The following is a 13,830-nucleotide window of genomic DNA, read 5'->3' on the forward strand; positions in this document are numbered from 1 at the left end:
AAAGAGTAAAACCAAAAGAGCAAAACCCAAAGAGCAAAACTAAAGAGTAAAACCAAAGAGTAAAACCAATGAGTAGAACCCAAAGAGCAAAATCAAAAGAGCAAAACTAAGAGTAAAACCAAAAGAGCAAACCCAAAGAGTAAACCCAAAGAGTAAAACCAAAAGATTAAACCTAAAGAGTAAAACCAAAAGAGTAAAACCAAAAGAGTAAAACAAATATCTTTGGGCAGCCGGAAATATTGTCGGCTGCCCGTATATCGGATTGAGCGGGTGATAGCGTGTCAGTGTCAGCGGTACAGCAGCAAGTTGAAGAAAGGCAAGGAGAGCAGGAAGCCAAGCAGCAACGGAGCAGCAGACTCTTTTTCCTCGTGATTGTATTTATGTTTTGGTTCTCTTCTTATATCTATGTTCCGGTATTGTCGCCGTACGTGGAGCATCTTGGTGCCTCTTACGTCATGGTTGGAGCGGTGCTTGGCATCTACGGCCTGATGCAGATCCTGTTTCGCGTGCCGATCGGTATCGGTTCGGATCTGCTCAACCGGCGCCGTCCGTTTATTATGCTTGGGCTAATCGCCAGCGGCGGGAGCTGCCTGCTGTTTATGGCCGGCTCGCAGCCCGGCTGGGCGCTGGCCGCCCGGGCCGTGTCGGGGATCGCCGCATCGGCCTGGGTCGTATACTCCGTGATGTTCAGCGGATATTTCAAAAAGGAAGAAGCCGGTTCGGCGATGGCGATGCTGCAGTTTACGACGGTCGTTGCCCAATTGACCAGCATGATGATCAGCGGGTATATGGTCGATCACTGGGGCTGGCATGCCCCATTTATTGCCGGTACCATCGTGGCGGTCGCGGCCATTCTGCTGAGCTTCCGGCTGCCGGAGCAACGGCGGGATCCGCAGGCGAGTGCGATCCGGCTCAAGGATTTGGCGTCTGTCATTAAGGAGCCGCTGCTGGTAAAGGTATCGCTGCTGTCGGTACTGGCGCATTGCGTGCTGTTTATTACGATGTTCGGCTATACGCCGAATCAGGCGCTGGACATCGGGGCCAGCAAAGGCGACCTCGGCTGGTTGACGCTGGCGTTTATGCTGCCGCATGCGCTGGCTACGCTGTACGGTTCGCGGATGTTCGGCCGGTGGCTGGGCGATCGCGGAACGCTGATGCTCGGTTTTGCCGGAAGCGCCTTGTTTACGCTGCTGATTCCCTCCATGCCGACATTGCTCGCGCTATGCGCGACGCAGATTGGCAACGGTTTTATGCAGGGATTGATTTTTCCGTTATTGCTGGGCAAATCAGTGGCTAGCGTGGAGCCGGCCAAACGGGCAACGGCCATGGGTTTTTATCAGGCGGTTTATGCCATCGGCATGTCCGGCGGGCCGTTTGTGGCGGGCTGGATGAGCGCGGAATACGGCTTGACCGGCGGGTTCTGGCTTGGAGCCATCGCTGCCGCGCTTGCGGCGGTGTTGTCCTTCCTGTGGATGAAAGAGCGGAAAGAGTCTTCGGCAAAAGAGCTCGCGAAATAGGCAAGCCGTGTGCGGGACAAATTGGTTTTTCGGCAAGAAGGGGACTATAATAGAAATAGAGCTAGCCGCTCGCGGCGGGGGAGGCCTGTAAGGGGAATGGTAAGACTTGTCTTGTTCTGGTTTGTGATTATTAATGTGATCGGTTATGTGGTGATGTCGGAAGACAAGAACAAAGCCCGTAAACGGAGGGACCGGGTGCCGGAGCGGACGTTGTTTCTGCTGGCCTTTATGGGCGGATCGCTCGGCGTCCTGATCGCCATGTACCGCAAACGCCACAAGACGCGCCACGCTTCCTTCCGGATCGGCATTCCGCTTCTGCTGCTGCTCAACATGGTACTCTATGGTTACTTTTTAAGGTAACGGGTTAATGAGGATTTGGGCAACATATTCTTCGCAAAAGAGGTGGCACACATGTTATTCTCAAAAATTTTGCTTGCCTATGACGGTTCCAAAGCTTCCAACAAAGCGCTGGAGCGGACCATTGAACTTGCCAAGGTGACGCCGGGTTCCTCCGTGTATGTCGTGCATGCGTATGATTTTCCACGGTTTTTTATCGGGGAAGCGATCGCGCCGGTGCCGGCATCGGTGAACAAGGACTATTATGATCTTGCCGTGCAAACGACGGAAGAAGTAAAAAGCCGGCTGGAAGCCGAAGGTCTGAATGCGACCGTGGATATGGTGCAGGGGCCTCCTGCCGAGGTAGTGCTGAATTATGCCAAGGAGCAGGCGGTAGACGTGATTGTGATCGGCAGCCGCGGACTTGGCGGTATCCGGGAGTTCGTGCTCGGCAGCGTCAGCCATAACGTCGTACAAAACGCGCGCATTCCGGTGCTGGTCGTTAAATAATATAGCGGGAAAAGAGCGCCTAGGCGCTCTTTTTTTCTGCGCGGCAGGCGGCGAGCGATGTCGAAACTGCGCGGGAGATGTGCCTAAAAGCGAACGATTTTCATCCTGATTATTACAATGTTCGTGTTTAAGTTGACATCTCGTGTAGGGCATTGTTAAACTGAATCTATGAAGAGCTCGTATATATCCGGGAATATGGCCCGGAAGTCTCTACCCGGTAACCGTAAACTGCCGGACTACGAGGAATAGGGAAGGCTTCGGCGCTAGATGCACCGCTCTGTTCAAGGGGCGGCAGACGGCGCGCCCGCAACCGGATTTTTGCGCGAGCGAATCGCGCTCCGGGCAGGTCTGACCTCTCATTCCTTTGTAGTCTGGGTCCACCCGCAGCATGTTGCGTCTGGAATCCAGGCTTTTTTTTTCGGTATTATGGAATAATAGAGAAGTTCAATCTGGAATGGAAGGTAGGCTGAAATCATGTCTGTGCAAGTTGGCGTCATCATGGGCAGCACATCGGACTGGGAGACGATGGAGCATACCTGTGCAGTGCTTGAAGAGCTGGGCGTACCCTATGAGAAAAAGGTGGTTTCGGCGCATCGCACGCCGGACCTGATGTTTACGTATGCAGAGGAGGCGGCGGGCCGCGGGCTGCGCGTGATTATCGCCGGCGCGGGCGGCGCGGCGCATCTGCCGGGCATGGTGGCGGCAAAGACGCTCCTGCCGGTCATCGGCGTACCGGTGCAGTCCAAAGCGCTGAGCGGACTCGACTCGCTGCTCTCCATCGTCCAGATGCCGGGCGGCATTCCGGTGGCGACTGTGGCGATCGGCAAGGCCGGAGCGGTGAATGCCGGTTTGCTCGCGGCGCAAATGATCGGCGCGTATGAGCCTGAGGTGCAGGAGCGCCTGCGGCAGCGGCGCGAAGCGCTGACCGCGGCCGTGCTGGAAAGCAGCGATAGCCTATGAGCGGCTGGAAGGAACGGAAGCCGGATGGCGCGGCAGAGCGGCGATACGCAGCGGATCGCGGCGGGACGGAGAGCGGAAATGCCGGCGAAGCAGCGAGTTACGCAGTTCCAAGCGGCGGCGCTGAGCACGCGCATGTGGCCGATGTGAAGCGCTCGGCGCGGACGCTGGCGCCCGGCGCGACGGTCGGCGTGCTCGGCGGCGGCCAGCTCGGGCGCATGATGGCGCTGGCCGGCAGCGCCATGGGCTACCGCTTCGTGGCGCTGGACCCTGCGCCGGATGCGCCGTGCGGTCAGGTGTCGCCGCAGATCACCGCGGCGTACGATGACCGCGAGGCGGCGCGCGAGCTGGCGCGCCGCTCGGACGTGATCACGTACGAATTCGAGAACGTCGACGCGGGCGTAGCCGCGCTGCTGACGGAGGAAGCGTACGTGCCGCAAGGCAGCCGGCTGCTGTATACGACCCAGCACCGGCTGCGCGAGAAAGCCGCCATCGAGGCGGCAGGCGTGCCGGTCGCCCCGTACCGGGCGGTCGGCAGCCTTGCCGAGCTGCAGTCGGCGGCGGAAGAGCTTGGCCTGCCCTGTGTGCTGAAGACCGCCACAGGGGGCTATGATGGTAAAGGGCAGGCCGTCATCCGCCAGCCGGAAGAGCTGGATGCCGCGTTCCGGCAGGTGGCGCCGGGCGCGGACCTGGACGGAGTGCCGGTTCCCGAGCTGGTCTTGGAGAAATTCGTCAAGTTCCAGTGCGAAATTTCCGTCGTGACGGCCCGCAGCGCGTCGGGAGAAGTCAAAAGCTTCCCGCCTGCGGAGAACATTCACGTCAACAACATCCTGCACCTGTCTATCGTGCCCGCAAGAGTACCGGAGGAATTGCAGCGGCGGGCCTGCGAGCTGGCCGAGCGGCTGATCGCCGGACTGGAGACGGTCGGGCTGCTGGCGGTAGAGATGTTCGTGACGGAGGACGGCGAGTTGTTCGTCAATGAATTGGCGCCGCGCCCGCATAACTCCGGGCATTACACGATGGATGCCTGCGTGACTTCGCAGTTTGAGCAGCATGTGCGGGCGATCTGCAATTTGCCGCTCGGCGACACCTCGCTCACCAGTCCGGTGGTCATGGTCAACATTCTCGGACAGCATCTCGAAGGCGCAGTCCAGCGCATCACTGAACCGGATGAAGCCGCAAACCGGCTGGGCGTCAGCCCTAAGCTTCATATATACGGCAAAACCGAAAGCAAAACCGGCCGCAAAATGGGCCACATCAACCTGCTCTGCAAGGACACGCAAGACGGCTTGTCCTGGGTAGAGGAAACTAACCTTTGGAGGAACTGAAATCCTATGATCGAACGTTACAGCAGACCGGAAATGCGGGCCATCTGGACCGAAGAAAATAAGTTCAACGCCTGGCTGGAAGTCGAGCTTTGCGCCTGCGAAGCTTGGGCCGAACTGGGTGTCATCCCGCAAGAGGACACCGTCAAGCTACGGCAGAACGCGAAATTCGACATCGACCGCATCAGCGAAATCGAGCTCGAAACGCGTCACGATGTCATCGCTTTTACCCGCGCCGTGTCGGAAAGCCTCGGCGACGAACGCAAATGGGTCCATTACGGCCTGACCTCCACCGACGTGGTAGATACGGCGCTCGGTTACCTGCTGCGCCAGGCGAACGAGATTTTGGAGAAGGACATTCTGAATTTCATCGAAATTCTCAAAAATAAAGCCATTGCCTACAAAGATACGCCGATGATGGGACGCACCCACGGCGTCCATGCCGAGCCGACGACCTTCGGCCTCAAACTGGCATTGTGGCTGGAAGAAATGAAACGCAACCTGGACCGTTTCCGCCATGCCGCGAAGGGTGTCGAATTCGGCAAAATCTCCGGTGCGGTCGGAACCTATGCCAACATCGACCCGTTCGTCGAAGAATTTGTCTGCCGCAAGCTGGGCACCAGCCCGGCGCCGATTTCGACGCAGACGCTGCAGCGCGACCGCCACGCCGAATATATGGCGACGCTGGCGCTGATCGCCACCTCGCTCGATAAGTTCGCGACTGAAATCCGCGCGCTGCAGAAGAGCGAGATCCGCGAGGTCGAAGAAGCTTTTGCCAAAGGACAAAAAGGCTCCTCGGCGATGCCGCATAAACGCAACCCAATCGGCTGCGAGAACATCTCCGGCCTGTCCCGCGTCATCCGCGGCCATATGATCTCCGCATACGAGAACGTAACGCTGTGGCATGAACGCGACATTTCCCACTCCTCGGTGGAGCGGATCATTTTGCCGGATGCGACCATGCTGTTGAACTACATGCTGAACCGCTTCGGCAATATCGTGAAGAACCTGACCGTATTCCCGGACAATATGAAGCGCAACATGGAGCGCACCTACGGTGTTCCGTTCTCCGGACGGATTTTGACCAAGCTGATCGACAAGGGCTTCAGCCGTGAGCAAGCGTATGACACGGTGCAGCCGCGGGCCATGCAGGCTTGGGAGACGCAAACCCATTTCCGCGACATCGTGGAAGCGACGCCGGAGATTACTTCGGTCCTCAGTCCGGAAGAAATCGTCGATGCGTTTAACCCGGCTTGGCATCTAAAACATGTCGATACGATTTTCCGCAAGCTGGGCCTTATTGATTAATATGCTGAAGCCTTAAGGGGGAAAGGTCATGACACATCCGGCTGTAGCCACTGCCGTGGAGCTCATCGATGCGCCGTTGATTTACAAAGGAAAAGTTCGCGAGTTGTATGATTTGGGGGAAGAAATGCTCGTTGTGGTCACCGACCGCATCTCGGCTTTCGATTATGTGCTGGAGCCGGCAGTGCCGGAAAAAGGCAATGTGCTGAACCGCCTGAGCGCGTTTTGGTTCGGCGTGACGCATGATCTGATCGACAACCATGTCGTGCATATCGACGTGGACAAGCTGGGCGGCATCGTCCGCGACCGCGAAGCGCTGCGCAACCGGATCATGGTGGTACGCAAAGCCGAGCGGATCGACATCGAATGCGTGGTGCGCGGCTGCATTACGGGCGGCGGCTGGCGGCAGTATCAGGCGACCGGCAAGGTCAACGGCATCGCGCTTCCGGCAGGACTGCGCAAAAATGCGCAGCTGGCGGAGCCGATTTTTACCCCGGCGGCCAAAAACGATGTCGGCCACGACGAAGATATCCCGTTCGAACGGATGCAGGAGCTGGTCGGCGTGGAGCTTGCGCTGGAGCTGAAGGAGAAGAGCCTTAAGCTGTTTGCTTTTGCCCGGGAATACTGCGCGGAGCGCGGCATTATCCTGGCCGACTGCAAATTCGAATTCGGCATTCTGGACGGTAAGGTCATTTTGATCGACGAGATTTTTACGCCCGACGCTTCCCGCTTCTGGGCCAAAGAGAACTTCGCTCTGGACATTGAAATCGACAGCATGGACAAAGAGCCGGTACGCACGTATTTATCCGCTTCTTCCTGGGATAAGAACAGCACGCCGGACCCGCTTCCCGCAGAGGTCGTGGAAGAAACGACCCGCCGTTATCTCGATATTTATCACCGTCTGACCGGCAAGGCCCTGTAAACGCAAACGTAATTCAAGCCCACTTTATTTTAGGAGGAACTACTAGCAATGTTAAAAGCGACCGTTTATGTCACCATCAAAAAAAGCGTGCTCGATCCCCAGGGCGTAGCCGTGCAAGGCGCGCTGCATTCCATGGGTTTTCAGGAAGTGGAAAGCCTGCGCATCGGCAAATACATGGAGCTGACGCTGGATACCGATAACCGCGCGGAAGCCGAAGCCCGTCTCAAGGATATGTGCGAGAAGCTGCTGGCCAACACGGTGGTTGAGGATTACCGCTACGAATTGGAGGACTAAACGTCATGAAATTTGCTGTACTTGTTTTTCCGGGCTCCAATTGCGACATCGACTGCTATAAAGCAGTGGAAGACACGCTGGGCGAACCGGTGGATTATGTGTGGCATACCTCGACCGACCTGTCGGCGTATGACTGCATTCTGGTGCCGGGCGGCTTCTCTTACGGCGATTATCTGCGCTGCGGGGCGATCTCCCGTTTTGCTCCCGTAATGGCGGAAGTGGCCAAAGCGGCGGAGCAGGGCAAGTTCGTACTGGGCATCTGCAACGGGTTCCAAATCCTGACCGAGGCGAACCTGCTGCCAGGCGCTTTGCTGCGCAACACGTCGATGAAATTCCGCTGTCATGACACGGTGCTTAAGGTCGTGAATAATACAACCCCGTTTACTATCGATTATGCGGAAGGCGAGGAGATCGTCATTCCGATTGCCCATGGCGAAGGAAACTACTATTGCGACGAGGAGACGCTGGCTGAGCTGCAAAAGAACAACCAGATCGTGTTCACATACGGCGAGAACCCGAACGGCTCGCTGTCCGATATCGCGGGCGTCAGCAACGTGAACGGCAACGTCGTCGGCATGATGCCGCATCCGGAGCGCGCGGTGAGCAGCCTGCTCGGCTCCGAAGACGGCAAACGGATGTTTACATCCATTCTCAAGACATGGAGGGATCGTTATGACGCAGCAGCTATCCGTTAAGGAGCCGACCGCGGAGCAAATCGCGGAGCAGAAAATTTACAGCCAATTCGGTGTGTCGGACAGCGAATACGAACTGATCACCCAGTTCATGGGACGCCTACCGAATTATACGGAGATCGGCGTGTTCAGCGTCATGTGGTCCGAGCACTGTGCCTATAAAAATTCGAAGCCGCTCCTCAGCCGCTTCCCGACCAGCGGACCGCGCGTCCTGATGGGGCCGGGCGAAGGCGCGGGGATCGTCGATATCGGCGACAACCAGGCGGTCGTGTTCAAAATCGAAAGCCATAACCACCCGTCAGCGGTAGAGCCGTATCAAGGCGCGGCGACCGGCGTGGGCGGGATTATCCGCGATATATTTTCCATGGGCGCAAGACCGGTAGCCTTAATGAACTCGCTGCGCTTCGGCAAGCTGGAGAGCGACCGGGCCAAATATTTGTTCGAGCATGTCGTGTCCGGCATCGCCGGCTATGGCAACTGCATCGGCATCCCGACGGTGGGCGGGGAAATCATGTTCGACGACAGCTACGACGGCAATCCGCTCGTCAACGCAATGTGCGTCGGCCTGATCGACCATGACAAAATCCAGCGCGGCGTCGCCAGGGGTGTAGGCAATCCGGTGTTCTATGTCGGACCTCCTACCGGACGTGACGGCATTCACGGCGCTACCTTTGCTTCCGTGGAGCTGAGCGAAGAATCTGAAGCGAAAAAGACGGCGGTGCAGGTTGGCGATCCATTTATGGAGAAGCTCGTCATGGAAGCCTGCCTGGAGCTGATCGATACCGGCATTGTGCTGGGCATTCAGGATATGGGTGCCGCCGGCCTGACCTGCTCCAGCTCGGAGATGGCGAGCAAAGCCGGAAACGGCCTGGAGCTGTATCTGGATCAAGTGCCGCAGCGTGAAGAAGGCATGACTCCTTATGAAATGATGCTGTCGGAATCCCAGGAACGGATGCTGTTCGTTGTCGAGCCGAAGGATGAAGCGCAGGCGCAGGAGATTTTCGACCGCTGGGGCGTCATCTGCTGCAAGGTCGGCAAAGTCACGGACGACGGCCGCCTGAAGCTGTACCATCACGGCGAAATCGTCGGCGATATGCCGGTGAAGGCGCTCGTAGACGAATGTCCGATTTATAAGAAGCCTTCGGCGGTTCCCGCTTATTATGAAGACAACGCTAAGGTGGATACGCTGCGCTACGAAGAGGTTACAGACCTTGGCGGCGCACTGCGCAAAGTGCTGGGCTCGCCGACGGTGGCCAGCAAGGCATGGGTGTACAATCAATACGATTACATGGTGCGTACGAGCACCGCTGTCCGTCCCGGCTCCGATGCCGCGGTGGTAACCATTCACGGCACGCGTAAGGGACTCGCGATGACGACCGACTGCAACGGGCGTTATGTGTATCTCGACCCGGAAGTCGGCGGACGGATCGCCGTCAGCGAAGCGGCGCGCAACATTGTCTGCTCCGGCGCGAAGCCGCTGGCGATTACGGACAACCTGAACTTCGGCAGTCCGGAGAAGCCGGAAATTTTCTGGCAGATGGAAAAAGCCGTCGACGGCATGGCCGAAGCCTGCCGCGTGCTGGATACGCCGGTTATCGGCGGCAACGTCAGCCTTTACAATGAAAATGCCACCGGAGCCATCTATCCGACCCCGGTTGTCGGCATGGTAGGTCTGGTTGAAGATACCGACCATATTACGACGCAAGCTTTCAAGCAGGAAGGCGACGCCATTCTGCTGCTGGGCACCACGTACGCCGAGCTGGGCGGCAGCGAATTCCAATATGCCGTACACGGCGTAACGGAAGGCCGCCCGCCGGCGCTCGACCTGGCGACCGAGCAAAAGCTGCATGGCGCCGTGCTCGAAGCGATCCGCGCAGGCCTTGTGACCTCGGCGCATGACCTGTCCGAAGGCGGCCTCGCAGCCGCGCTGGCCGAAAGCTGCATCGGCGGCCGCATCGGCGCGAACGTGGAGCTGTCCGCAGGATCGCTGCGCCATGATGTGGCGCTGTTCAGCGAAAGCCAGTCGCGCATTCTGCTGACCGCTTCGCCGGCCCGTGCCGACGAGCTGAAAGCCGTAATTGCCGCAGCGGGCGTGCCGGTAGAGATCATCGGCACCGTCGGCGGCGACCGGCTGCGCGTCCATCTGGACGGCACAGCTGCGCTGGATGAAGAAGTGAGCGGACTCAAACAAGTTTGGGAGGATGCTATTCCATGTCTTATGAAATAAAGACCGGGAACAAGCAGGCGGACCCTATCCTGTGGACCGGCGAGTATTACAATGAGGGCACGGTCTCGGGCGATATTTTTGACACTTTAAAAGAAGAATGCGGCGTCTTCGGGGTCTTCGGACACCCGGAGGCGGCCTCCATGTCGTATTATGGCCTGCATGCCCTGCAGCACCGCGGCGAAGAAAGCGCCGGGATCTGCGTCACCGACGGCAAGCAGTTCAACTATCACCGCGGCATGGGCCTGGTGAAGGAAGTATTCGACAAGGACAAGATCGCGTCGCTGGTCGGCGGCATGTCCATCGGACATGTACGCTATTCCACCAGCGGCGACAGCCGGCTGACCAACGCCCAGCCGCTGATCTTTAAATACCGCGACGGCGATCTGGCGATCGCGACGAACGGCAACATCGTCAACGAGCCGCTGATCCGCAAACAACTGGAGCAAAGCGGGTCGATCTTCCAGACGACCAGCGACACCGAGGTGCTGGCGCATCTGATCGCGCGCTCGCCGAAGGATTTCGTCGAGGCGAGCAAAGACGCGCTGCGCCAGCTGGTCGGCGGCTTTGCCTTCCTGCTGATGACGAACGACAAGCTGATCGTGGCCTCGGATCCGAACGGACTGCGTCCGCTAGTCATGGGCCGCATCGGCGAAGCCTATGTATTTGCGTCCGAGTCGTGCGCGCTGGAAGTGATCGGGGCCACCCTGGTCCGCGATATCCTGCCGGGCGAGCTGCTGGTGCTCGACCGGGACGGCATGCGCGAAGACCGGTTCGCCGAGCCGCAGCGCAAGGCGCTGTGCGCGATGGAGTACATCTACTTCGCGCGCCCGGACAGCGACATGAATGGCTCCAACCTGCACACCGTCCGCAAGCGGATGGGCAGCCGGATGGCGCTCGAATCGTTCGTGGACGCCGACATCGTAACCGGCGTTCCGGATTCCAGTATCTCTGCGGCGATCGGCTATGCCGAGCAGACGGGCATTCCTTATGAGCTCGGACTGATCAAGAACAAATATACCGGCCGGACATTTATCCAGCCGAGCCAGGAGCTGCGCGAGCAGGGTGTGAAGATGAAGCTGAGCGCCGTGCGCCGGGTCGTGGAAGGCCAGCGCGTCGTCATGATCGACGACTCCATCGTGCGCGGCACCACCTCGCGCCGGATCGTCAACCTGCTGCGCGAAGCCGGAGCGGTGGAAGTCCATGTGCGGATTACGTCGCCGCCGTTCAAGAACCCTTGCTTCTACGGCATCGACACGCCGGACCGCCGCGATCTGATCGCTTCTTACAAGTCGATCGAAGAGATGCGCGAGGAGATCAACGCCGATTCGCTGGCATTCCTCTCGCCCGAAGGATTGATCCAATCCGTGGGCGGCCATAATATCGGCGATTACAAAGGCGGGCTTTGCCTGTCCTGCTTCGATAACGATTACCCAACGCAGGTGGATTTCGGCGGGGAAGAGAAGGACGGCTGCAGTTGCTAAGTTTCCCTCCCCCTAAGTCCCCCTTGCCAAGGGGGATTCCGAGAGCGCTGCCCTCCGGCCACCCGAAAGCTTGGCGGTGGGAGTTTGGTCCTTTCTTGCTAAGGAAGCGCTGGCGCAGGGCTCGCTTTATCCCTGTATGCTGCGCACAGGCGGGATACGCTTAAAGGCGTCCGCGCCCCGGGCGGCCTTCGGGCCCCCGCCAGGGCAACCCAAGGCTTGCGCCCCTGTCCTGCTTGCTCTGCAAGTTCGGCGGTGAGCTCGCCTGATGACACGCATGGCCTTGCACATGCGCGAGTAACTACGGGCAAGGCGTGCGCGTGGCGCTGCGGCTTGCGATTAAGGTCTGCCTACGGTGGCCTGGTGGCCATGGAGAGGAAGTTTGGAACTGGAGAAGCGTAGCGTTCGCCTTTAAATTTGGATTTCAACCGCAGCGGCGGTTTAATTCAGGAAATCCAAATTTAACAGCGATCGGAAGTCCAAACTTCCCGTAATGGCCCCTATGGCCACCAACCCAAGCCTTCTTCGCCCCGCAACACCCTGCACACAAAACTAATTAAATGAGGTGTTACGTTTGTCGGAAGCTTATAAAAACGCCGGAGTGGATATTGCAGCTGGCAATGAAGCCGTGGAACGCATGAAGAAACATGTGAAGCGCACTTACCGCCCGGAGGTCATGACCGAGCTTGGCGGGTTCGGCGCCTTGTTTGGCCTGAACAAAGACAAATATGAAGAGCCTGTGCTCGTCTCGGGAACCGACGGCGTTGGCACCAAGCTCAAAATTGCCTTTGCTGCCGACCGTCATGACACCATCGGAATCGATGCGGTGGCGATGTGCGTGAACGACATCGTCGTGCAGGGCGCGGAGCCGCTGTTTTTCCTCGATTATCTGGCTTGCGATAAAGTGGTGCCCGAGAAGATCGAAGCCATCGTGGCGGGGATTGCCGAAGGCTGCCATCAGGCGGGCTGCGCATTGATCGGCGGCGAGACGGCGGAAATGCCGGGCATGTACTCGGCCGGCGAATACGATATCGCCGGATTTACGGTAGGTGTTGCCGACAAGGCTAAGCTGGTAACTGGCGCCGACATTGCTCCGGGAGATACGGTAATCGGTCTTGCCTCCAGCGGCGTGCACAGCAACGGATTTTCGCTCGTGCGCAAGTTGCTGCTGGACGACGGCGGTTACGCGCTGGATCAAGTACTGCCGGAACTGGGCGCGCCGCTGGTCGACGTGCTGCTGGCTCCGACGAAAATTTATGTCAAACCGCTGCTTAAGCTGCTCGAAGCGCTGCCGGTTAAAGGCATGGCTCACATCACCGGAGGCGGCTTTATCGAGAATATTCCGCGCGTCTTGCCGGATCATGTGAATGTAGAGATTCACTACGGCTCCTGGCCGATTCTGCCAATCTTCGGGCTGCTCCAGCAAAAAGGCAGCGTCAGCAACCGCGATATGTTCACCACCTTCAACATGGGGATCGGCCTTGTGCTGGTCGTGAACGAAGCAGATGCGGCGCGGGCGCTGGATACACTGAAGGCTGCAGGGGAAGAAGCTTATGTGATCGGAACGGTAACGGCCGGCGAACGCAAGGTGACCTTTACGGGAGCTGAGGTGTAATGCGGCCGGACCGCATCGCCGTTTTCGCCTCCGGGCAAGGGAGCAATTTTGCCGCACTGGCAGAAGCGGAACGGGCAGGACGGCTCGGGCCGGGGCGCATCGAGCTGCTCGTCTCCGACAAACCGGAAGCGCCGGTCGCCAAGCGGGCGGAAGAAGCGGGCGTGCCAACGCTGCTGCTGCGCCCGAAGGAGTTTGCCAGCCGCGAGCGCTATGAAGCGGCGATCGTAGCCGAACTGCAAAAACGCGGGATTGGCCTGATCGTTCTGGCAGGTTACATGCGGCTGATTACGCCGGTGCTGCTGGAGCCTTTTGCCGGCCGGATCGTGAACGTCCATCCCTCGCTGCTTCCGGCGTTCGCCGGTAAGGATGCCATCGGCCAGGCGCTGAATTACGGCGTAAAGGTAACGGGCGTAACGGTGCATTTTGTCGATGGCGGCATGGATACGGGTCCGGTCATCGCGCAGCGTCCCCTTGCGGTTGAACCTGGGGATACGGCGGATTCGCTGGCGGCAAGGATTCATGAGATCGAGCATGAACTGTATCCTGAAGTAGTGGCGGAGCTGGCTGCCGGAAACATTGAATTACACGGAAGAACAGCAGTCTTTAAGCGCAGATGATCGCAGATGGATCACAGCTAAATCGCGGAGCGGCG

13 protein-coding genes and 1 riboswitch are annotated in these 13,830 nt (G+C 58.5%); all 13 genes read left to right on the forward strand.

What is annotated here, in order from left to right; translation table 11 throughout:
* Positions 1 to 278: 278 nt before the first annotated feature.
* The 13 genes from BMW84_RS21530 (at position 279) to purN (ending at position 13,795) form a co-directional block, all read left to right on the forward strand.
* Positions 279 to 1,517: an MFS transporter gene (locus BMW84_RS21530; RefSeq protein WP_254773088.1), complete on the forward strand. Its 1,239-nt coding sequence runs from the start codon at positions 279 to 281 to the stop codon at positions 1,515 to 1,517.
* Between the two features lie 96 nt (positions 1,518 to 1,613).
* A complete protein-coding gene (locus BMW84_RS21535; protein WP_091071927.1) occupies positions 1,614 to 1,877 on the forward strand; it encodes a DUF1294 domain-containing protein in 264 nt (87 codons plus the stop codon).
* Positions 1,878 to 1,928: 51 nt separating this feature from the next.
* Positions 1,929 to 2,363, forward strand: coding sequence for a universal stress protein (locus tag BMW84_RS21540; RefSeq protein ID WP_091071929.1), 435 nt, complete (start codon positions 1,929 to 1,931; stop codon positions 2,361 to 2,363).
* A 157-nt stretch (positions 2,364 to 2,520) separates the two neighbouring features.
* Positions 2,521 to 2,622: riboswitch (purine riboswitch) on the forward strand.
* A 215-nt stretch (positions 2,623 to 2,837) separates the two neighbouring features.
* Complete coding sequence (purE, locus tag BMW84_RS21545; protein ID WP_091071931.1) at positions 2,838 to 3,323, forward strand: 5-(carboxyamino)imidazole ribonucleotide mutase; 486 nt, start codon at positions 2,838 to 2,840, stop codon at positions 3,321 to 3,323.
* Positions 3,320 to 4,648 carry a 5-(carboxyamino)imidazole ribonucleotide synthase gene (purK, locus tag BMW84_RS21550; protein ID WP_091071932.1) on the forward strand — a complete coding sequence of 443 codons (1,329 nt, stop codon included), beginning with the start codon at positions 3,320 to 3,322 and terminating at the stop codon, positions 4,646 to 4,648. Before purE ends, purK begins: the two co-directional genes overlap by 4 nt.
* Positions 4,649 to 4,654: 6 nt before the next feature.
* Positions 4,655 to 5,953 carry an adenylosuccinate lyase gene (purB, locus tag BMW84_RS21555; RefSeq protein ID WP_091071934.1) on the forward strand — a complete coding sequence of 433 codons (1,299 nt, stop codon included), beginning with the start codon at positions 4,655 to 4,657 and terminating at the stop codon, positions 5,951 to 5,953.
* Between the two features lie 28 nt (positions 5,954 to 5,981).
* Positions 5,982 to 6,872 (forward strand): phosphoribosylaminoimidazolesuccinocarboxamide synthase, encoded by an 891-nt coding sequence (locus BMW84_RS21560; RefSeq protein ID WP_091071936.1) that lies wholly within the window; start codon positions 5,982 to 5,984, stop codon positions 6,870 to 6,872.
* 48 nt (positions 6,873 to 6,920) lie between these two features.
* Entirely contained in the window at positions 6,921 to 7,166 is a 246-nt protein-coding gene (purS, locus tag BMW84_RS21565) for a phosphoribosylformylglycinamidine synthase subunit PurS (protein ID WP_091071938.1), read from the forward strand.
* 5 nt (positions 7,167 to 7,171) lie between these two features.
* Positions 7,172 to 7,861, forward strand: coding sequence for a phosphoribosylformylglycinamidine synthase subunit PurQ (gene purQ / locus BMW84_RS21570; RefSeq protein ID WP_091071940.1), 690 nt, complete (start codon positions 7,172 to 7,174; stop codon positions 7,859 to 7,861).
* Positions 7,839 to 10,085, forward strand: coding sequence for a phosphoribosylformylglycinamidine synthase subunit PurL (gene purL / locus BMW84_RS21575; RefSeq protein WP_091071942.1), 2,247 nt, complete (start codon positions 7,839 to 7,841; stop codon positions 10,083 to 10,085). The genes purQ and purL overlap by 23 nt, the downstream gene beginning before the upstream one ends.
* The gene (gene purF / locus BMW84_RS21580) at positions 10,070 to 11,566 is read left to right on the forward strand and encodes an amidophosphoribosyltransferase (RefSeq protein ID WP_091071944.1); all 1,497 of its coding nucleotides are present in this window, start codon (positions 10,070 to 10,072) and stop codon (positions 11,564 to 11,566) included. Before purL ends, purF begins: the two co-directional genes overlap by 16 nt.
* 571 nt (positions 11,567 to 12,137) lie before the next feature.
* Positions 12,138 to 13,178, forward strand: coding sequence for a phosphoribosylformylglycinamidine cyclo-ligase (purM, locus tag BMW84_RS21585; protein ID WP_091071945.1), 1,041 nt, complete (start codon positions 12,138 to 12,140; stop codon positions 13,176 to 13,178).
* Complete coding sequence (gene purN, locus BMW84_RS21590; protein WP_091071948.1) at positions 13,178 to 13,795, forward strand: phosphoribosylglycinamide formyltransferase; 618 nt, start codon at positions 13,178 to 13,180, stop codon at positions 13,793 to 13,795. The genes purM and purN overlap by 1 nt, the downstream gene beginning before the upstream one ends.
* The last annotated feature ends 35 nt before the right edge of the window (positions 13,796 to 13,830 follow it).

Origin of the sequence: Paenibacillus sp. NFR01, assembly GCF_900111565.1 — a bacterium.
Lineage (GTDB): Bacteria > Bacillota > Bacilli > Paenibacillales > Paenibacillaceae > Paenibacillus_AQ.

What these genes read in the sequence shown, in the direction of transcription:
- BMW84_RS21535 (WP_091071927.1), top strand. Translation starts at nt 1,614, where the DNA reads ATGGTAAGACTTGTCTTGTTCTGGTTTGTGATTATTAATGTGATCGGT.
- BMW84_RS21540 (WP_091071929.1), top strand. Translation starts at nt 1,929, where the DNA reads ATGTTATTCTCAAAAATTTTGCTTGCCTATGACGGTTCCAAAGCTTCC.
- purE (WP_091071931.1), top strand. Translation starts at nt 2,838, where the DNA reads ATGTCTGTGCAAGTTGGCGTCATCATGGGCAGCACATCGGACTGGGAG.
- purK (WP_091071932.1), top strand. Translation starts at nt 3,320, where the DNA reads ATGAGCGGCTGGAAGGAACGGAAGCCGGATGGCGCGGCAGAGCGGCGA.
- purB (WP_091071934.1), top strand. Translation starts at nt 4,655, where the DNA reads ATGATCGAACGTTACAGCAGACCGGAAATGCGGGCCATCTGGACCGAA.
- BMW84_RS21560 (WP_091071936.1), top strand. Translation starts at nt 5,982, where the DNA reads ATGACACATCCGGCTGTAGCCACTGCCGTGGAGCTCATCGATGCGCCG.
- purS (WP_091071938.1), top strand. Translation starts at nt 6,921, where the DNA reads ATGTTAAAAGCGACCGTTTATGTCACCATCAAAAAAAGCGTGCTCGAT.
- purQ (WP_091071940.1), top strand. Translation starts at nt 7,172, where the DNA reads ATGAAATTTGCTGTACTTGTTTTTCCGGGCTCCAATTGCGACATCGAC.
- purL (WP_091071942.1), top strand. Translation starts at nt 7,839, where the DNA reads ATGACGCAGCAGCTATCCGTTAAGGAGCCGACCGCGGAGCAAATCGCG.
- purF (WP_091071944.1), top strand. Translation starts at nt 10,070, where the DNA reads ATGTCTTATGAAATAAAGACCGGGAACAAGCAGGCGGACCCTATCCTG.
- purN (WP_091071948.1), top strand. Translation starts at nt 13,178, where the DNA reads ATGCGGCCGGACCGCATCGCCGTTTTCGCCTCCGGGCAAGGGAGCAAT.